19 protein-coding genes and 1 pseudogene are annotated in these 18,430 nt (G+C 63.6%); 14 read left to right on the top strand and 6 right to left on the bottom strand.

All coding sequences use genetic code 11. The features are described from left to right. Positions 1 to 30 precede the first annotated feature (30 nt). Together EHS43_RS04705 and xerC are read left to right on the top strand one after the other, a co-directional pair. Positions 31 to 867 (top strand): protein kinase, encoded by an 837-nt coding sequence (locus EHS43_RS04705; protein ID WP_125189250.1) that lies wholly within the window; start codon positions 31 to 33, stop codon positions 865 to 867. Positions 868 to 1,089: 222 nt separating this feature from the next. Beyond that, entirely contained in the window at positions 1,090 to 1,461 is a 372-nt protein-coding gene (gene xerC, locus EHS43_RS04700) for a tyrosine-type recombinase/integrase (RefSeq protein ID WP_312023409.1), read from the top strand. 64 nt (positions 1,462 to 1,525) lie between these two features. Here the strand turns inward: xerC and EHS43_RS04695 are convergent, their stop codons facing one another. Then, positions 1,526 to 2,335, bottom strand: a complete 810-nt coding sequence (locus EHS43_RS04695; protein WP_125189249.1) for a PASTA domain-containing protein — start codon at positions 2,333 to 2,335, stop codon at positions 1,526 to 1,528. 518 nt (positions 2,336 to 2,853) lie between these two features. Then, positions 2,854 to 3,041 (bottom strand): annotated as a pseudogene (locus tag EHS43_RS47415) (hypothetical protein). A gap of 197 nt (positions 3,042 to 3,238) precedes the next feature. On the opposite strand from EHS43_RS47415, the gene EHS43_RS04685 reads away from it, so the two are divergent. Both EHS43_RS04685 and EHS43_RS04680 read left to right on the top strand, forming a co-directional pair. Beyond that, complete coding sequence (locus tag EHS43_RS04685; RefSeq protein ID WP_125189248.1) at positions 3,239 to 3,460, top strand: hypothetical protein; 222 nt, start codon at positions 3,239 to 3,241, stop codon at positions 3,458 to 3,460. Further along, entirely contained in the window at positions 3,453 to 4,157 is a 705-nt protein-coding gene (locus EHS43_RS04680) for a hypothetical protein (RefSeq protein WP_125189247.1), read from the top strand. The genes EHS43_RS04685 and EHS43_RS04680 overlap by 8 nt, the downstream gene beginning before the upstream one ends. A gap of 612 nt (positions 4,158 to 4,769) precedes the next feature. On the opposite strand, the gene EHS43_RS04675 is transcribed toward EHS43_RS04680, so the two are convergent. The 4 genes from EHS43_RS04675 to EHS43_RS04660 form a co-directional block, all read right to left on the bottom strand. Continuing rightward, complete coding sequence (locus EHS43_RS04675; RefSeq protein WP_125189246.1) at positions 4,770 to 5,054, bottom strand: hypothetical protein; 285 nt, start codon at positions 5,052 to 5,054, stop codon at positions 4,770 to 4,772. Positions 5,055 to 5,251: 197 nt separating this feature from the next. Next, a complete protein-coding gene (locus tag EHS43_RS04670; protein WP_125189245.1) occupies positions 5,252 to 5,449 on the bottom strand; it encodes a hypothetical protein in 198 nt (65 codons plus the stop codon). Between the two features lie 236 nt (positions 5,450 to 5,685). After that, the gene (locus EHS43_RS04665) at positions 5,686 to 6,348 is read right to left on the bottom strand and encodes a hypothetical protein (RefSeq protein ID WP_125189244.1); all 663 of its coding nucleotides are present in this window, start codon (positions 6,346 to 6,348) and stop codon (positions 5,686 to 5,688) included. Between the two features lie 579 nt (positions 6,349 to 6,927). Next, positions 6,928 to 7,785, bottom strand: coding sequence for a DUF4062 domain-containing protein (locus EHS43_RS04660; RefSeq protein ID WP_125189243.1), 858 nt, complete (start codon positions 7,783 to 7,785; stop codon positions 6,928 to 6,930). Positions 7,786 to 8,211: 426 nt separating this feature from the next. On the opposite strand from EHS43_RS04660, the gene EHS43_RS04655 reads away from it, so the two are divergent. The 10 genes from EHS43_RS04655 to EHS43_RS04610 form a co-directional block, all read left to right on the top strand. After that, complete coding sequence (locus EHS43_RS04655; protein ID WP_125189242.1) at positions 8,212 to 8,541, top strand: hypothetical protein; 330 nt, start codon at positions 8,212 to 8,214, stop codon at positions 8,539 to 8,541. A gap of 75 nt (positions 8,542 to 8,616) precedes the next feature. Continuing rightward, positions 8,617 to 9,129, top strand: coding sequence for an HNH endonuclease signature motif containing protein (locus tag EHS43_RS04650; protein ID WP_125189241.1), 513 nt, complete (start codon positions 8,617 to 8,619; stop codon positions 9,127 to 9,129). 371 nt (positions 9,130 to 9,500) lie between these two features. Beyond that, a complete protein-coding gene (locus EHS43_RS04645) occupies positions 9,501 to 12,191 on the top strand; it encodes a tetratricopeptide repeat protein (protein ID WP_125189240.1) in 2,691 nt (896 codons plus the stop codon). A 438-nt stretch (positions 12,192 to 12,629) separates the two neighbouring features. Next, the gene (locus tag EHS43_RS04640; protein ID WP_125189260.1) at positions 12,630 to 13,493 is read left to right on the top strand and encodes a helix-turn-helix transcriptional regulator; all 864 of its coding nucleotides are present in this window, start codon (positions 12,630 to 12,632) and stop codon (positions 13,491 to 13,493) included. A 97-nt stretch (positions 13,494 to 13,590) separates the two neighbouring features. Next, positions 13,591 to 13,992 carry an ATP-binding protein gene (locus EHS43_RS04635; RefSeq protein WP_125189239.1) on the top strand — a complete coding sequence of 134 codons (402 nt, stop codon included), beginning with the start codon at positions 13,591 to 13,593 and terminating at the stop codon, positions 13,990 to 13,992. 175 nt (positions 13,993 to 14,167) lie between these two features. Beyond that, entirely contained in the window at positions 14,168 to 15,019 is an 852-nt protein-coding gene (locus EHS43_RS04630) for a sigma factor-like helix-turn-helix DNA-binding protein (RefSeq protein WP_125189238.1), read from the top strand. Continuing rightward, complete coding sequence (locus EHS43_RS04625) at positions 15,016 to 15,837, top strand: protein phosphatase 2C domain-containing protein (RefSeq protein WP_125189237.1); 822 nt, start codon at positions 15,016 to 15,018, stop codon at positions 15,835 to 15,837. Before EHS43_RS04630 ends, EHS43_RS04625 begins: the two co-directional genes overlap by 4 nt. Before the next feature lie 178 nt (positions 15,838 to 16,015). Next, entirely contained in the window at positions 16,016 to 16,363 is a 348-nt protein-coding gene (locus tag EHS43_RS04620; protein ID WP_020122798.1) for a hypothetical protein, read from the top strand. A 5-nt stretch (positions 16,364 to 16,368) separates the two neighbouring features. Further along, on the top strand, positions 16,369 to 17,739 hold the full coding sequence (locus tag EHS43_RS04615; RefSeq protein ID WP_125189236.1) for an FtsK/SpoIIIE domain-containing protein: 1,371 nt from the start codon (positions 16,369 to 16,371) through the stop codon (positions 17,737 to 17,739). Between the two features lie 86 nt (positions 17,740 to 17,825). Further along, the coding region (locus EHS43_RS04610) for a DUF2637 domain-containing protein (protein ID WP_125189235.1) at positions 17,826 to 18,430 on the top strand (605 nt) is incomplete at its 3' end.

Genomic DNA, 18,430 nt, shown 5'->3' with positions numbered 1-18,430 from the left:
TCGGCCGCAGCGCCGGAAGGAGAGAGGACGTTGTCCGACTCAACCCCTGAAATGCCGATCGTGGTGCTCGACGCGCTCATGCCCACGGAACAACGGCTGGTCCTGAGCCGTAGGGGCTCCACGGTCTGGGAGGTGGACGGCCCCCGTGGTCACCACGCCGTGAAACTCGGCTATCCGATCGAGGCCACCGAGGAGTGGCCGGCCCAACCCTGGACCGCGCTTGCGCCCGCACGCGAAGGGACTGTGCTGCACCGTCTCGGCTCGGGTGAGGTCGCGTACGGCGAGTGGGAGCGCGGCACCTGGAACTTCCAGCCGTGGCACGAGGGGCCAGACCTGTACCGGATCTGGGAGCCCTGCCGCAGGCGCGGCTCATCCATCGCGCCGCACTACAGCGTGGCGCTGGGCTGCGTCGAAGCGCTGGCAGAACTCCATGTACGGGGCTGGGCACACGGCGACGTGCAGCCTGCCCACTTCGTCATCGGGCCGGTACGAACCCATCTCATCGACCTCGCGCTCGCCCGCGGCAGGCAGGTACCTGAGAGTTACGACTTCCCGTTCCGCGGCTGCCTCGTCCACTACGAGGCACCAGAGATCGCTCGCAGCGTGCTCGACACCGGAGAGGCCGAGCCGACGCAGGAGGCCGACATTTACGCCCTCGGGGCGTCCCTCCTGATCTCAGCCACCGGGTGGCGTGCGGTCGAGTACCCGGACGACGCTCCGCGCGCCGTCCAGAGAGAAGCAGTGGCGAACGGAAGGCGCCGTCCAGTGAAGGCGCCTGGTGAGCTGGGCGATCTGGTCGACGCGATGCTCAGCCACGCTCCCGAAGATCGGCCGACGATCTACGAGGTGGGTAAAGCCCTGAGCTGATCCCACGGCCCGTTTCGCCGAGCCTGCTCGTGCGGGCGACCGACAACAAGAGACCGGACCACCCTCAGCCTGGACAGCATTCCGGGCGGTCCGGTCGTGGAAGCCCTGATCAGGACCCCGGTGCCGATGGTACCGGGGCAGTCGGCGTGCTTGGATTCGGGTGCGGCTGCAACCCCTGTCAGCTGGCGTTGCGTTGGGGAGGAGGGCGAATGAACGACGGTCATTGGGCGCACAGCTCTGACCTGGACCACCGAAAGTCAGCCACGACGGCGAGTCCGCCGAACAAGCACCAACAACTGGAAGGGGACGGGGCACGGTCTGGTCTTCACGACGAAGAACGGGACGCCGATCGAGCCGCGCAACCTGAACCGCTCCTTCGCGGCGCTGTCCATACGGGCCGGCGTCCGCAAGGTCCGCTTCCACGACCTTCGACACACCTGCGCCTCGCTCCTCCACGAGCAGGGTGCCGACGCCCGCATGATCATGGAGGTCCTGGGCCACAGCTCGATCCGCGTGACGATGGACATTTACACCTTCGTCCGGCTCGACTCCCAGCGCTTGGCATTCGACCGCGTCGGGGACGCCCTGAGGTAGATAAGGCCACTCACTCCGCCTACAAGGGCCGCGCCAGAGCAACATTGGCGCGGGCCCTTGCGTACTACTGGCAGCCTCCGGGCGGACACGGGTTGTAGCAACCGCCAGGCGGGCATCCACCCTTATCACCGGGGTAGTAGTCCTCCTCGCTGCTACCGCTGTCGCCACTGCTGCTGTCGTCTTCAGACCATCCGTCGTCGGGGTCGACGTGATCGGGGTCGACGTAGTCCGGATCGTTCGTGGGGTCCTTGTAAAGCCCCTTAGATGATGGACACGCTTCTCCCTTCTCCACGGCGTGCAGGGTGACATCTGGTTCATACGGCAGGGCAGTCCCAGCCTTGACGCTCTGGAAGCACACCTTCCAGTTCGCGTAGGCACCAGCTTCGTTGTCCGTGTCGTACGCCGCCTCGTCCTCGTAGGCGGCCTCGATGGCTACCTCACCAACGGCATCCCCCAGCTTCTCCACCGCCTTGGCATACGTGGCGCCCTTCACGTTCGGCATCTTGGGCCAGGTGATGCGTTGGCCGTCCTTCTTCGGGCACGGCGCCCCGTCTGGCACGGCAGCGAAGTCGACCTTGCTCAAGGTCGCCTTCTCGAAGCACACCGTCCAGTCCCCGCCTGGGGCCTCGTCCTGATTGCTGGCATCGTGGACCGAAACGCTCAACCCGCTCTGCCGTGCTCGCTCCGAGGCGCTGTCGACGTTCTTCCCGACCTGGCTTCCAGGCCGGCCCGGAGTGGCCGTGACAGTGACCGTCGCACCCGGCGCCGCCGCCACGTTCTCACAGTCGTCGCCACAAGAGCTGAGTAGCAGCAGGAGCAGCACCACGGCCAAAGCGCTTACGCCGCTGAACCATCCCTTTTCACCTCTGGTCATTGCCAATGCGGTGATACCCCCCTGGTCACATGGTTGATCCCCGGGAGCCCCACCGGGGGTGCGGGATTGCTGTCCATCCAATGGCATCCCTGCCGGTGGACAGCGTGAGCACGTCACCTTCAGCAGCGGCCAGCGGATGACGATCCGCGCGTATCGGGTTCTATCGGAGCGAGAGAGGTGATGGCAACAGATGGGACGAAAGGCGACGGTCCGACCGCATGCCCTGTAACCATGCGATCAGCGTTGCCATCAAGCACTGCCGTCAACGCAAAAATCAGAGGCCCTGTGGATCACTCCACAGGGCCTCTGGTCTGATGTGCACTCGGCAGGATTCGAACCTGCAACCTTCTGATCCGTAGCTCTGTAGAGATCGGTCAGGGGAGGTCATACAGGTTGCCCCGGGGCCCATGCGAGCCGGTGTGGAGTGCTGCCGGTTGCTGGGGTTGCTGTACTTCGCTGCGGTACCGCGCCACCACGTGGTGCGCGCCTTCGTCATCAACACCCCGGCACTGCGCTGTCTACCGCCTTTGTACCCTGTAGCGCTTCATCAGGAGGGTGATTCGCGCGTGGTCCGCCTCGCCGTTGAGCTCGGCTAGGAGGTCGTCAGGGCACAACTCGTAGAGATCGCCCCACGATCGACGTCCTCGGTTGTCCCAGATTCGGTACCACCGGGCACGCCCCAGGCCACGTAGCGTCTCTTGCTCATAAGCCCCCAACTCCCCCACCAGTGCGCGTTCTTGAGCCAAGTCGTTGCTGACGCGTGCCCATACGCGCGCAGCCACCGACCGGCGAAAGGGCGGCCAACCCATGCTGGGATGGAAGTCCGCGGCTTGACTCAATGCCACTGACCTGGGCTTGTCCGGATTTGTGACGACACCTCACCCAGGATGGCACTCTCAGGACATGCCAAAGTCTTCCGAGGCGTCGAGCTTCCAAAGCGATGCCGCCAAGAACGTCAAGAATTTAAAGAACCAGCGGAGTGCGATCGAAGAGTCAGAATCGAAGGAACTAGTGAGGAAGGGTTGCATGGCGGCCATCGGCGGCGCCTTCAGCGGAATTTTCCGCTTCTTCATTGCTTGGATTTGTGAAAATTCAGAATCAGAAAATGGAGGTGTCAATGCATAAGCCGTTCATCGGCTCGATGCCAGCCGAGTGGGCCGAATGGGTACGTGAAATCCGCGCGGAACTTGGCAACCCCTCCATCCGCTCCATTGCCGAGGAATCAAGAAAGCAGGATCGAGATAGTGGCGTCTCCAAAACGGTCGTGGCTGAGGTATTCGCCGGGAGGACCCTACCTACAGCGCGTACTGCGTATGGGGTCGGCCTAGGGATGGGTGGCCCGCAGTTGGGCCAAGAACTCCGCGAGGCGCGGAATCGAGTGCGCGACGCTGAGCGCTTGGTGGGGAATGTCGGGGGCATGGCTGGAAGTGTCGGCGCGGTGGGAAACGTCGGCAGCATGAACGGCAACATCGGTGTGGTCAGTGCCGGCGCGGTGGGAAACATCGCCAGCATGAACGGCAACATCGGTGTGGTCAGTGCCGGCGCGGTGGGAAACATCGCCAGCATGAACGGCAACATCGGTGTGGTCAGTGCCGGCGCGGCGGGAAACATCGCCAGCATGAACGGCAACATCGGTGTGGTCAGTGCCGGCGCGGTGGGAAACATCGCCAGCATGAACGGCAACATCGGTGTGGTCAGTGCCGGCGCGGTGGGAAACATCGCCAGCATGAACGGCAACATCGGTGTGGTCAGTGCCGGCGCGGTGGGAAACATCGCCAGCATGAACGGCAACATCGGTGTGGTGGGGCACGTCGCAGCGTGACGGCGGCATCTGAGGGCCCGTCCACACAACGACGTTTGCCGATGACACGCCGCACTTAATTACAGGGAGGGGAGCCCGAACACCAACCCGGGCTCCCCTCTCCCGATCGAAACGACCCGCCAGCGAATCCGGCAGAACGCCACGAAAGATCGAGGTTAGCTATCGGGATGGCGGGATTTGAAACCATGGCCGTTTCATCCCGAAGCAACTTGGGCGGAAGGTGCGCCTTGAGGTGATCTGCCTCGGACCTGTTCTGATGGTCCGTAGACGTTCGTGAGCGTTCGCCGTTGTGCGTCTGCGTCGTCACTCAGTGGCCTGTCTGGGGGCGGCTCGGGCTCGTCCGGGACCTAACCGACGGTCGGGCTTCGTCGATGGCCACGAAGTGACCTGCCAGCGCCGACCGCGCGCCCTTCTCGCGGGGGCGGACGCTCGCTTTCCAACTGTGGTGGTGCCGCGCGGGGGTGCGTGTAGGGCCGTTCACCTGAGTTCGTGCTCGGCCGGATGCGGGAGCGGCCACCGCCTTCGGTCTCGTCTGAACGACCGTGAACGGAGCTGAATGAGACGGAAACTGAGACGGGCCTCGGCGTGTTGACCTGGAGCGAGGCCAACGGGCTACAGACCGCGCAGCGCCTCATACAGGTCGCCGTAAGCACTCCAGCAGTCGACACTGCCATCGTCGTTCAGACTGCCCATGTACCAGTCCTCATCGCTGACCGGCTTCACCAGACATAGCCCGTGGAACCCCAAGATGATCTCGGGGTGGAGCCGTTCGTCTTCACCCGGCCGGCCCACCCACGTCACGACGCGATCGGGGTCGAGAGCCACAGACTCCTGATCGCCGGAAACCTCGCGGATCTCCTCCAGAGTCCACCCTGCCGGTAGCTGCCCGTCTGCCATCCCATGATGATGACAGTCACCGCAGGAGCCGAGTCGAGGCCCGGATACCTTCTCAGAGCACCGCTTTAGGAGTTCGATCCGGCGGCCTCACCGGTGGGCGACTGAGACGCCTGGGCTGACGTCGATGATTGCCCAACGTCGTCGACGTACGGCGCCGTTGATCAGCCATGGATGTCAGACGGTACCGCCTGGGGCGGCTACGGTCGGCGGTAGGCGGCGGGATCGACCCCGGGTACTGGAGTCCGGGACACGGTCACGAAGCACGGGTGCTCAGGCTGGCCCACTTCCATGAGCGCGTACAGGTCCACGTCGTGCTGGGCGAACCGGTGAAGGTACTGGAGGAACAGCTCCATCTCCTCGCTGGAGAGAGGCTCGTCATGCCGGTCATTTCGCACGCCCCCACCCTATGGCCGGCCCTGGCCCTGGTGACCTCTTCGTCCCGAAGCAACTGGGTTGGAGGTGCCGCCTTGGGCTTGCGTGCCACTCACCTGCGCTGATCGTCCGTAGGAGTCCGCGCTCGTCCGCCGTTGTTCGTGGGCGTTGTCACGCAGTTAGACACTCACCCTTGCGCTTCACCGCGGGCTCCGGTGCTCGACTCCGGATTGAGCAGGGCGCCGAGTTCCTTAGCTGGTCAGGTGAGGTCGACGAGGGTGGGTGTCACCTCGTTCTCAAGGTCGTATTCGGAGAACTCCCATGTCGTAACCACCGAGTCTTTGGGAATGCGGTAAACGAACTGCATCTGGTCGTCGAAGCCGGGCTGCAGCTGCGCGTTGCATTCCGGGTTGCCAGCGACGTCGTATAGATCTTCGATCGAATCGAAGCGTCGGCCCTGGTCGTCAATGAGTGCGTTGACGATGGGCAGCGAGCAGGTCAAGTCCATGCTGGCCTTGCCCTCATTACTGACAACGGTCTTGAGGATGACGTATTTCGCGTCGGGGCCTGCGGATTTGTGGGCTCCGGCGAACGTGATGCTGTCGGCCTCCACCATCTTCGTGACCTTGACGACGGCTCCGCCGTTCCGGGCCTCCTCGCCGACCTTGGTGTCTGTGTTCTGGCCGGTTGCCGCTGCTGCGTCCTCTTCGGCTGCGGGCTCGGGCTCAACGGTTTCCGTCACGGTTACGGTGGGCTGAGGCTTTGCCGTGTCGTCGCCGCTGCCCGAGATGGCGATCCCTGTGCCGACTATGGCTCCGGCGATGATGGCCGCGCCGCCGATGATGAAGGCGTTGGTGTGGCCCTTCTTGCCCGGCTGCGGCGGCTGAGTCGGCATCGGCGGCGGTACTACGTTGGTACTCATGATCCCCCCTGGGATGGTGCTGCTGTGAAGCGAATCATCTCCTGTGAAACGGCTGCGTTGACAGCAGTTGGGACCACAGAGACCGGCAAGCTGATGACTACAGCCGCTCCAGGTCGTAGCCGACGTGCCGCTGTTGTCGTCGGATAGGTGGTGGCGGTGTGTAAGCGGCTGCCTGACTTCGAGGGTCCGGCGGCGGATCTTTCGGCCACGATGATCGTGACGACGTCGACCTGACCGATGCCCGACACCGCCTTTAGGAGTCGATTCAAGGCCGCTCCGGCTGCTGCTGCGACGGCCTGACAAGGATGCTGGTGTGCTCTCCCGTCCGGCGTGGTTGATGTCAACTGTGGGTTTCAAGGGCGTTCTGATCCGTAATTGCATACGGGGCTTCCATGGGATTCTGTACAGCCTCAATGTGCCCAGCGCAGTGCCGCGAATTTCGCGCCAGCCTGTGCAGTTGCTGAGATGCCCGTGAGAGACCGTGGCATGGGGAAACCCCGGCCCGGCGAGTGGTCACCGAACCGAGGCAGACCGCATAATGGTGCAATATACCCGGCAGCACTGGAGAGAATCCAGGTGTCAGCCGACATGAAATTCGCGATCCTTGTTTTCGCCGTTTTCTTTCCAGCGAATCCGAAGAATATTTGGATCGCCGCCACCCATCGAGTGCACAATGTTCAGGAGACGGGTCTGGCCGGCATGGATCGTTGTTGGAGTGCCGTCTGTGGCCAGGTGGAGGCTGATGCGTTCGCCTACGGGCTCGAACACGACTTCCTCTGCGTCCTGGCCGCCGTCGTTGGTGATCTCAAGCCAGTGGCGCGTTGAATATCTCGGCTTTCCCTTCTTGTCGTAAGATCGGATCTCTCGTTCCTGTCGCGGCTGGACAGAGAAGCTCACTCCACGATCTGCCGCCTTCAGAACAGGAACCCCGAGTGAGAGGTTTGCGATGTCATACTCGATTGCCTTCCAGACCTCATGTTCGAGCTGACTGACGTTGGAGAACTCCCCGAGAAGGCCACGCTTGCTGATCTCACTCTTAAATGCACGCAGCCCGTCAAGCTGCGCAGTGTCTACGTCGTTGGGAAGTTGCGCGGTTGAGAAATACAGATGAACAGGTTTTCCCTGCTCTATGGCACGCTCGATCTCCTCGACCGTTCCGGAGACGGTGTCTGGTGTAGGTGATCCGAGGCGGCTACCAAAGAGCGCGAACACGATGTCTGACTCGTCAACGCCCTGCGAGTTGATCAGTGACTGCGGATGGCCGCCGAGAATGGGAACCGAGGAAGTTTCCCAGCGCCACGACTGGAGGATGATCTGTTTGGTCTGTGCGTTGGCTCCGTTCCAGCCGTGGATAGCGGTTTCCACGGCGTCACGTGCTTCGATCGTGTCTGAGGGCGAGGCAATCATCACGCGCAGAACATTCGCTGTGTAGGCCATAGTCCAACGCTACTTGGGAACTCAGATACTGTCGCGGGTTGGCGACTTGCTTGCCGATGGGGGCTTCGCAGCGCATGTCCGTGGCGGCCCCGCGGTGAGCCCTTCGGCTCCCTTGGCTAAGCCGCCAGCTCGTAGTCGATCGCTCAGCCATGAGCGGGACCGTACAACTCGGGGCCGACAACGAAGTCATGATCACACATGCGGCGCGGTGAGAGGACTCCGCATCACGCGCGCGCTTTCCAACTGTGTTGGTAGGTGAAGAGGCTTCGGACTGGGCCGTTCACCTGTGTTCATGGCCGTCCGGCCGTGGGAGCGGCTACCGCCTTCGGCCTCGCCTGAACGGCTCTGAACGGCGCTGAATGAGACGGAAACTGAGACGGACGGCGGGCCGGGCTGGCTAGCATCGTCGCTGCTGAAGGGGGTGTCATGGCTCTGGTCCGCAAGGGATCACGACGGATCGTTGTCGACGGCACGGCCTACCGCTGGCGGCTGCGAGGCAGGCCGACGTACTTTCAGGGCATGACATGGTCGCCGTGCACGTTCGCGGTCGAGCACGCGGACACCCGGGGCATGACGCTCGTGGTCACCACGGACCAGCCACATCCGAGCAACTGGATCGGTCGCGAGGCCGGCCCTGTACTGCCGTCCAACGTTGCTGCGGCCGTTCTGCTTGCCCTGCACATGGGGTGGGCTCCGACGGCTCCGGGCGCCCCGTTCCACCTCGACCAGTCCGCCGGCTTCGCGCCCTGGCGCTGAACAGAGCTGGCGAAGCGGGACGCAAAACGTCGGAACCCGCGAACCGGTGTCAGTGTCAGCGCCTAGCCTCATCGCATGCCAGAAGGACGACCTGCCATTCCGACGGCGCTCAAGCGCCGGGTGCTGATGGAAGCTGGGCACCGTTGCGCCATCCCCACTTGCAGGACCGTGCCCGTGGAACTGGCGCACATCACGCCCTACGCCGAGGTACGGGATCACACCTTCGAAAACTTGATCGCACTCTGTCCGACATGCCATACACGCTTCGACCGAGGCGACATCGACCGCCTGTCAATGAGGGGCTACAAGGCCAACTTGGCGGTGGTGAACGGGAGATACGGAGAGACAGAGCGCCGGGTCTTGGATCTCCTCGCTGCGAACCCCGAGGCGACCCAGCTGCGACTACCCGGAGGATGGGATCTCCAATTGTGGTACCTACTGAAGGACGGTTTGCTCGCCAAGCTTCAGGTGCCCTCACTGCGCATTGAAGGCATCGCTGCTGCTGAGACCTACGCGGTTACCGAAGCAGGACGGGCCTTCCTTGAGCACTGGGTCGCCGCCGACCCTGTGTCCGCGGAAGCTGAGTAGCACGCACGTTGCACTGTGATCGGCCCACGACGGCAGCGACAGAGCCCTCAACTTGGGAAGCTTGGGGCATCTGCGGCTTGGTCACGGGCGTACCTGCTGCGAATCAGTGTCGGTACCTGGTGATCAGTCGACTGGTTCCCCGGAGGTCCCCGTGGTTCCCCGCGCGATCTGCCACGGTTCTGGCACAAGGCTTCGCGTGCCTGATCAAAGTGAGGTTCAGCGGGAGGCTGAGCCGGCACAGGAGGTGATGCGATCTGGCCGAAGGACGCTCCCCTGTCGGCCACGTCAGGACGATTTTCGTCATCTGTGTGCCCCCAGGGTGAGAACTGTGCAAGGATCTTCCTTCGCGATTCCATCAATGAGGGGGCAGGATGGCCGCGTACACCCGCATGACCAGAGCGCGTCTGTATGTTCTGGTCGATTCGTTCGAAGATGACATGCGGCAAATTCTTCTGCGCTATGTGCTGGACCACAAAAGCGACGAAGAAGCTCTCGGAGATAGCCTTGAGCGAGCGCAAGAAAAAAGAGACGCAGATCCGTCGGGTGACGGTGTGGCTATTGTGCACTATCTCGATATGAGGGAAGCCTACGATATCCTCAATAGGCATCGCGATGCTCTTCCTGCTGAGCTCGGACGCGAGCTTCGAATTTGCACCACTCAGATGGACACTCTAGTTCCGATTCGCAATCGGGTAATGCACGGTCGTCCACTTCACGAGGGGGACACGGAGAAGGCACTATCCGCCTGTCGCGCGTTCACTACTCGTTTCTGGCCGATGCTTCGTGAAACACTGGATCGTCTTGCAGTTGACCCATCGTGGGAGCCGGCTTTCAACGGGAGTGATGCTCGTTACTCAGATAGGATCCTCCATAATCTTCCTCTGGGTGATTATGACGAGACAGGTCTGATTGGCCGCGCTCACGACGTTTCCAAGATTCAGAAACTACTGCTGAAGCGTCGCGATTCGATGCTAACTATTACCGGTGAAGGCGGGATCGGCAAGACGGCTCTGGCGGCCGAGGTTGCTTACAGCTTGCTCGATGACCCGTCATCCCCTTATGAATGTATTCTGTGGGCGTCCCTAAAGACCGAAAGGCTTACTGCTAACGGCGTCGTCGAAATTGCCGATGCCGTACGCGATATTACTGGGGCAACTCAACGTATCGGGTATGCCATTTCTGATGATTTTAGGGGAGGTTTGCAAGAGCTTTCAGATGCGCTCGAAGGCGTAGAGACTCTACTCGTCATCGATAACCTTGAAACCATTAGTGGGGACGAGGTTGTAACACTGTACGAAACTTTGCCGGACAGTGTGACCTATCTGATGACCAGTAGAATCGGCGTTGGGCAAATCGAGCGCAAGATGCCCCTAACGCCGCTCAGCATAAAAGATGCGAGTACTCTCTTTCGATCCTTCGCGCGTTCGCGAGGAGCGGCGACGGAATATCTTGCTCGATATTCTGCCGAGACGGTAAAGCAGGTGGTGACGAGGCTTCGCTGCAGTCCTCTAGCGATCCGGTGGTGGATTCTTTCCGTTGAGTCCGGCAGGGAGCCCTTGCCGACCCTTACGAGTCAAGAGGAGCTAATTAGTTTCTGTGTGAGATCTGTTTATGATGCTCTGACGCCGCTCCCTAAGGAAGTTCTCACCACCCTGTACGCGCTGGATAGGTCATCAACGTTCGATGAGGTGGCCGTGCTAATCGACGTAGATGTAGATGATCTACGGCGAGCCATTAAGGAACTACTTAACGGCTCGCTTGTTTTCTCTAAGCCAGATCCTGAAAATGAGCTTGTCATTAGAGTCGGCCTTACAGAAGCAGCTCAACACTTTCTTCGAAGTGTGGCTCCACCTGTTAAGTCGCACATCACTCAAGCATTGCACCGCGAGCAGGTATTTCGGCGCGCCGAGGAAGAACGACGAGCCGATGAAAGCAAAAGGCATTTGGCGCCTAGCGTCGTTCGGGTGCGGTCATCGAATGACGAACCTACCGCGCATCTTCTCCGCCTAGCTCTGGCCCAGTCGCGACGAGGCTCATTTGATCGATCTAAGGAGTTCATTGCGCGTGCTCGCGCACTGAATCCTGAGTTCTGGGAAGTCGACAGGGTTGAGGCGTTCATCCTGTCCGAGAACAATCAGGTGGATCAGGCCACGGCTCACTATCGTGCCGCGCTCAGGAACGCTACCGAGGATGCCATACCAGTTATCTCCTATTATTTCGCTGGGCATCTTGCAGGGCGCGGTCACAGGCCAGACGCTGCCCTCCCGTACGCCCGTGCTGCTGATGAGGCTTTCAGGTCCCCTGATACTGCACAGCTACTCGGCAAGGTTCTCCTCTGGGATCGCCAGTATGCAGAGGCGCAGGAACACCTCAACTGGGCCCTGGACAATCTGAAACAGGGAGGCCGTCTACGGCTGATCATTCTGACTGCGTTGGTCGAGTCGTGGCGTCGATGGGCCGAGTCCCTTCTGGACGACGATAAGAACCCCGTAGAGGCGGGCTTGAAAGCCGCGCAGGGTTTTGGTATTGGACTCCGTGAACTCGACTCAAAAATTTGGGACCTCAAGCTTGCTGAAAGCACCTTGGAGAGCGCTAAGACTATTCTCCGTACTGCGACAGCAACCGGCTTGTTTGTTGCCGAGTTCGAAGAGGACGTTCGGAATGTACTGGATGGAGTGAAGCGCCACTATCCGATTTTCGAACGCTGCGGGGCATGGCGCCATTTCCCGGGGCGTGTTGGTCAGCTCCACCGAGCTAAGGATTGCCCAGATGACATAAGGGCCCTGTGCGAGGATTTGGTGCACATTGTTCAACCGAACAGTGGGACGGTAGGCGAAAACGATAGTCCACTCGGGATTGTCTGTAGTTGGCGTGGGAAGTACGGCTTCATTGCTCATCCTGATTACCCGAGCAATGTGTTCTTCCCGGCGTCGGTCGTGAAGGACCTCAATGGCGTCCCTGGCGAATCTGTTGAACTATCTGGCAAGCGCGTCAAATTCCAAATCGATGAGCATGGAAAAGACGATCGTCCACGTGCAAGCTGGGTTTCTCTGGAGCCGTAGGACGCAAGCGCTGATGCTCTGAGGTCGGTGGAACGGCTTTGGGCTGGAGCTGCTTTGGCGCGAGTGATCATGGCCCCGTAAGCTTCCGGCGCGTCGGGCAGTCTGTGGACCTGCCCGTTAAAGCACGACGTTGGGGCCATGATCTTCGAGGCTCGCGCCAAAGTGGCTGCCTAAAGCCGTGGAGCCGACCGCCCCAGCCACGACGTACCCCTTCTCTGGCATCAGGCGCTGCATGCTTTGAGCGCGGCACGGGCGCCGGCCGGGCTGGAGCGGGGCGGAGACAGGAGCGCAGGCCCGGCCGGGGGCCGGGCCGCGCGCGGGGAGCGGAGCGAGCTGCCTTGAACCAGTAGAGAAAGTTTGAATCATGGTCGTGGCGCTGTTGATCATCTAGGGTCTCGCGCCCGCTGTCGTCTGCCTAGTGGTGTAGAACCCTTGGATATGGGGAGTGAGCGGCGGGAGCGGATGAAGGCGCTGGGTGCACGCCTTCGTGGGCTGCGTACGGACGCTGGTTTGACCGGTGCCGTGTTGGCGCAACGGGCCGGTGTAGGACAGCCGACCGTGTCCAAGGTCGAGAACGGCCGGATGGTCCCCAGTGTCGATGTGTTGGGCCGCTTGTCTCGTGCCCTCGACCTCGACGAGGTGTCCTCCCGTGAGGTGCATGACCTGCTGATCGCCGTTGAAGCCGCACCGGACGAGGATCCAGGCATCGACGAGGCATCCGGCGACCTAGCCTCTATCGGCGTGCTCCTTGATGACGTCGTTCGGTCGGCTCGCCTGATCCAGTCGTTCCAGTGCGTCGTCCTGCCGGCCATGCTCCAGAGTGCGGAGTACGCGCGGCACGTCTTCGGCAGTGCGCCGAAAGCTTCTCCTGAGGCTGTCGGCCGTGCCGTTGCCGCCCGTGTGGAGCGGCAGAGCCTCTTGTACGAGCCGGGGCGGGAGTCGGTGTTCGTGCTCACCGAGGGTGTGTTGCGTACCTGGCCGGGGAGTCCTGCGCTGATGCTCGCCCAGGTTGATCGGCTGCTGGCTGTCGAGAGTCTGAGCACCGTGCGGCTCGGCGTCATTCCGTGGCGTCGGCCAGTACCTGTCATGCCCCGCCATGGCTTCACCCTGTGCGACCGCGAGACGGCCGTCGTGGAGAGCTTCCGGGGTGAGCGGGTCGTGGACGACGTCCCCCAAGTTGCCGCCTACGAGGACCTGTTCAGCCGCTTCGAGGAAGCTGCGGTCTTCGGGTCTGAGGTGCGGGAACTGCTCCTCCAGGTGATGACGGACTTCAGGGACCTGGATACCTCCGCCACTCGATAGAGGAATAATTCCTCAAGATGCCTGGCTCATCGGCCATGCGCAGGAATACTCTGCTCACTGCAACGTCTAGCCCCCTAGACAATGAGGGAGTCTTCCCATGCCCAAAGACTGGGCCCGCATGTTCCCTGGCCAGGCCTGGCAGGTGGCCGAAGCTCGTCACTTCGCTGCCGCTCTGCTGGAGGGCGAAGATCCGCGCCTTGTGGACGACGCCGTCCTGGTGGTCGGCGAGCTGGCGGCCAATGCCGTACGGCACACCCGGAGTGGCTGGTACCTCGGGTGGTTCCAGGTGGTCGTCGGCTTCACTGACGATTTTGTTCGTATCCAGGTCGTCGACCAGGGCGGCGAAAGCGAGCCTCAGGTGCGGAGCGTGAACGGCGCTGAGGACCAGAGCGGCCGTGGGCTCCTGATGGTCTCGGCCTGCGCCAAGGACTGGGGTGTGAAGGATCGACCTGCGGGCGGGCGCTGCGTGTGGGCGGAGCTCGCTCGGGTGAGCGGGTGATGGTCCGTGGTGGAGACGCGCCCTGCGTCTGTCCCGCAAGCGGTGGGTGGTGAGCCCCAAGGGGGTGCCCCGGCGAAGGTCCGCGTTCTACGTGATCGGGGTTCATTCGGGACGGCGTCTCGCGCCCGTTCTGTCTAGGGCCCTAGACTCCTGGCTAGTTCTAGGAGGTGTGGTCATGTCGGACGAGTTGCAACGGATCATGGCGATTGATGATCCGTACCTGCTGTTGCGTGAGGTCACGTCCCGGCTGGCCGACGCCCAGCAGGAGGTGACCGAGCTCGCCCGGCTGCGCCGCCGCGTGGTTCAGGACCTGCATGCGCAAGGGCTGTCGTACGCCCAGATCGCTGAAAAGGCCGGTCTGAGCCGCGGGCGCATTCATCAGATCCGGCACACCGGGCCGGCGCCTGAGGGGGCCTTCCTCGGGGCTGGTGCCGTAACCATCGTGACCCCGCTGCGGTGGGACGGTGCCAAGAAGCGTCCGGTCGTCGCCATGACCGACATGAACTCCGGGAAACGGCTCGAAGAGCTGGCCAAGTCGTACGGCCTCGACGTGAGTTCCGGGCACGTGCAGGTGAGTGGTGAAGTCGACCTCAACCGTGACGGTCTGGTCGTCGTCTGCGGACCTTCTATGTCTCAGGCCATGAGCGACCTGTACGCCCAGGATCCGGTACTCGTTTGGGAGCACCCCGACGGTGAGCCCTGGGCCCTGGCGGACCGCCGTACCGGCACCTCGTACCGTGCGGGAGCGGACACGGAGCCCTACCGCCCGCATGACGTCGGATACCTCGGGCGGCTTCCTCGCCCGGACGGCAACGGCTCGGTGCTCGCTATCGCTGGCATCCACACGGCGGGCTCCCTCGGTGTCGTCCAGCTGCTCTCCTCCGACCTGAACACTCTGTGGGGGCAGGTGGGTGAGCGTCACTTCTCGACCTTGGTGAGTGTCGAGTACGACCCTGCGACAGAGGAACCACAATCCGTCGAACTGCTCACCCCGCTGTATCTGCACGACGAGGAGACGACGGCGTGAACGTCGTCCTCGACTCGCAGCCCGCCGAACCGGGCCGGGAGAATGAGGACTTCGCCGCTGCCGCGCCCGGTGCGGCCGTCCTCCTCGACGGTGCCGGCGTGGCTGGTGCGGAGACCGGATGCACTCACGGCATCGCGTGGTTCTCCTCGACGCTGGGTGGGTTGCTGCTGGGCGCCATCACCGCACAATCCACCCGGCCGCTCACCGCCTGCCTCGCCGACTCGATCCGGGCTGTCCGCTCGCTGCACGAGGACACTTGCGACCTGACCTATAGGGCCAGTCCCACCAGTACGGTCCTTGCCGTGCGCGTCACTGCGGGGGCCCTGGAGTACCTCGTCCTCGGCGACTCAACGCTGTTGCTCGCCGACGCTGACGGCAAGACGAACGCAATCACAGATCAGCGCCTGGACGAGGTCGGCAGGCAGCTGCGCGGGCCGGTCGACGCGCTCCCGACCGGCTCGCCCCAACATGCCGCCGCTCTGGCCGAGTACCGCGACGCTCTTACGGGGCACCGCAATCGACCTGGGGGCTTCTGGATCGCCGGGCCGGACCCGCAGGCGGCCCAACACGCTCTCACCGGGGCCGTGCCGCTGGAGTCGCTGACGTCCGTGTCCCTGCTGAGCGACGGTGCGACGAGACTGGTCGACTCCTTCGAACTCTCCACGTGGCCCCAGACGTTGGCCGTCCTCAGTGCGTCCGGGCCGGCCGAGTTGATCCGTCGCGTCCGGGAGGCCGAGGCCGGCGACTCCGAGGGCCGCCGCTGGCCGCGAGGCAAGACGCACGACGACGCCACCGCCTTGCACTGGGTCCTGCCGTAGCGACTCCCGTCCTCCGGGACGGATTCGTATACCCCCCTAGACAGTTGGGCTGGTGGCGGTTTACTGTTTCCGTCAACCCCCCTAGACAGTTAGGGCGGGCGACCTCCCTTGCTGTCTAGGGGGGTATACGGGACAGACCGGCGCTCATGGAGCGTCGCCAACAGAAGAGGTTCAAGAAATGCGAGTCATTCCCGTGAACGCCTCGGACGCGACCCTGCTCGTTACGAAGCTGCCCGAGGTGAAGGTGAGAGACCGTCAGACCGGTGAGATCGCTGTGGACCCGGTGACCAACCAGCGGCTCATGGTGCTGGAGGTCGTCTTCATCGCGCAGGGCGGTTCGGACATGATCAAGGTCACCGTCCCGGAGCAGGGCATCGGTGAGGGTCTGGTGATGGGAGCTCCGGTCATCCTGTCCGGGCTGATCGCCCGGCCGTGGGAGAGCGAGTTCGGCGGCCGGATGCGGCACGGCATCGCCTACCGGGCGGACGCCGTCATGGTCGACGCTCCGGCGTCGGTGCAGGGCTGATCGCCATGACCAACACCGTCTGGGCGCTCATCCTTGGTTTGTTGGGCCTGGTCGCGCTGCTGGTGCTGCGTCGTCGAGTGCCCGTCGTGTTCTGGTGGCTCGTCGGCTATCCGCTCGTCGCGGTGAGGGTGCTGACGTCGTACCGCACGACCATGGACGCCTGTGGTCTGACCGTTCCGGCTTCGGCCATGCGCCGGGCCACTGCCCGAATGATCGGGCGGGAAGCCGGGCCGGTACCGCCTCGCAGGTCGTTCCCCATACCGACCAGCGCCGGTCTCGTGATGCGGCTGCGTATGGCGACCGGCCAGGCGCCGGAAGACTTCCTCGCTTCCGCCGACCGGTTGCGGCACGCCTGGGCCGCGCATGCCGTGCACATCCGTCCGATCAAGCCGGGGTGGCTCGAACTGCGGCTGATCGGCTGGGATGTACTCGCGGACGTACGGCCCGCTCGGCGCCGTCGTGACAACGGCGGTCTGCTCTCTCTCCCGATGGCGCTGCGGGATGACGGGCGTTGGCACGTAAGGGACTTCCGTGCTGTGCCGCATGAACTCATCCTCGGCGCAACGCAGTCCGGCAAGTCCGTATACCTGCGCAATCTGCTGTGCGGGCTTGCCCGGCAACCGGTCGTGCTCGTCGGGATCGACTGCAAGTGGGGTGTGGAACTGGCGCCGTTCGCGCCCCGCCTGTCGGCCCTCGCGGACACCCCGGACCGGGCGAACGAACTCCTTGACGTCCTGATGGACGAGATGGAGGCCCGGTTCCGGCTGATCGGGCTCCGGTCCGGGGCGGGCCCTGATGACATCCTCACCTCGGACGTGTGGGGTCTGCCCGAGAAGGTGCGGCCGGTGCCGGTCGTGGTCGTCGTCGACGAGGTGGCGGAGCTCTTCCTCGCCGCGAGCCGGGACGACGAGAAGCGTCGCGACGCCATGGTCACCAAGCTCATCCGCATCGCCCAGCTCGGCCGTGCGGCCGGCATCTACCTCGAAGTCTGTGGGCAGCGCTTCGGCTCCGAACTCGGCAAGGGCGCCACCATGCTCCGCGCCCAGCTCACCGGCCGCATCTGCCACCGCGTCAACGACGAGTCGTCCGCCAACATGGCGCTCGCTGACATCTCCCCAGAAGCGGCCCTCGCCGCAACTGCCATCCCCGCCGAACGCCCTGGCGTCGCCATCGTGGGCGACTCTTCCGGCGGCTGGTCTCGTGCACGCTCCCCGCACCTCACCCTCGATGAAGCGGCGGCCGTCTGCCGCGCTACGTCCGCTCTCGTGCCGAAGCTGCCCCGCCTCGACGCCTTCCGGCCCGCCGTAGCCGTCGAACCGGCCGCGGTCGCCTCGCCCGCCACTGCCGTTCCGGCCGTGCGCCCGGTGACCGAGTAACCGCCCCCTCTCCCAACGGCTGGCGCGACCGCCTCGCGCCACGTCCCTACCCCTCCCATGCCTCGAACAGGAAGGAGAACGACTCGATGCGTGCCCACTTCACCCGCGTGGACGCCGTGATCGTCCAAGCCGTCATCGCGGGCGCCCTGTCCTTCTCCCACCTCCACGACCTCGCAGAAGCATCCGGGCAGGGCGGCTGGAAGGCGTGGGCCTACCCGGTCAGCGTTGATCTGCTGCTGGTCGCCGCCTGGCGCCGGATGCGCGAACAGCAGCGCGCCGGACAACCCGCCGGGGGAGCGCGCCTGTGGTTCCTGATCGCCCTGGCCGCCTCCCTCGGAGCCAACATCGCAACCGCCGGTCTCCTCGACCTGGACCACGTACCCGCGTCACTGCGCGTCGTGGTGGCCGGCTGGCCTGCCGTCGCATTCTTCGGCGGAACGCTTCTGGCCCACGCGCCACGCATCGCGGAAGAACCTGCTGCCCAGGTGGTTCCTGAGCCCGAACCCGCCGCTGCCCCGGTGCCCGTCGACACGCCCCGCCGTGACGAACTCCCCGCTACCGCCATGGATGCGACCCCCGAGGAACCCGCACCGAGCCCCGCCCTCGCCGCGCCGACGCGCGTTCCCGCCGTACCCCTGCCGCCCGCGCTCATCGACCGCGCGCAGGCCCTCGCCGAAGAACACCGCACCAC

The organism is Streptomyces sp. RP5T, from assembly GCF_003933965.1.
Classification (GTDB): domain Bacteria; phylum Actinomycetota; class Actinomycetes; order Streptomycetales; family Streptomycetaceae; genus Streptomyces.
This window is presented reverse-complemented; position numbering and strand designations above follow the sequence as displayed.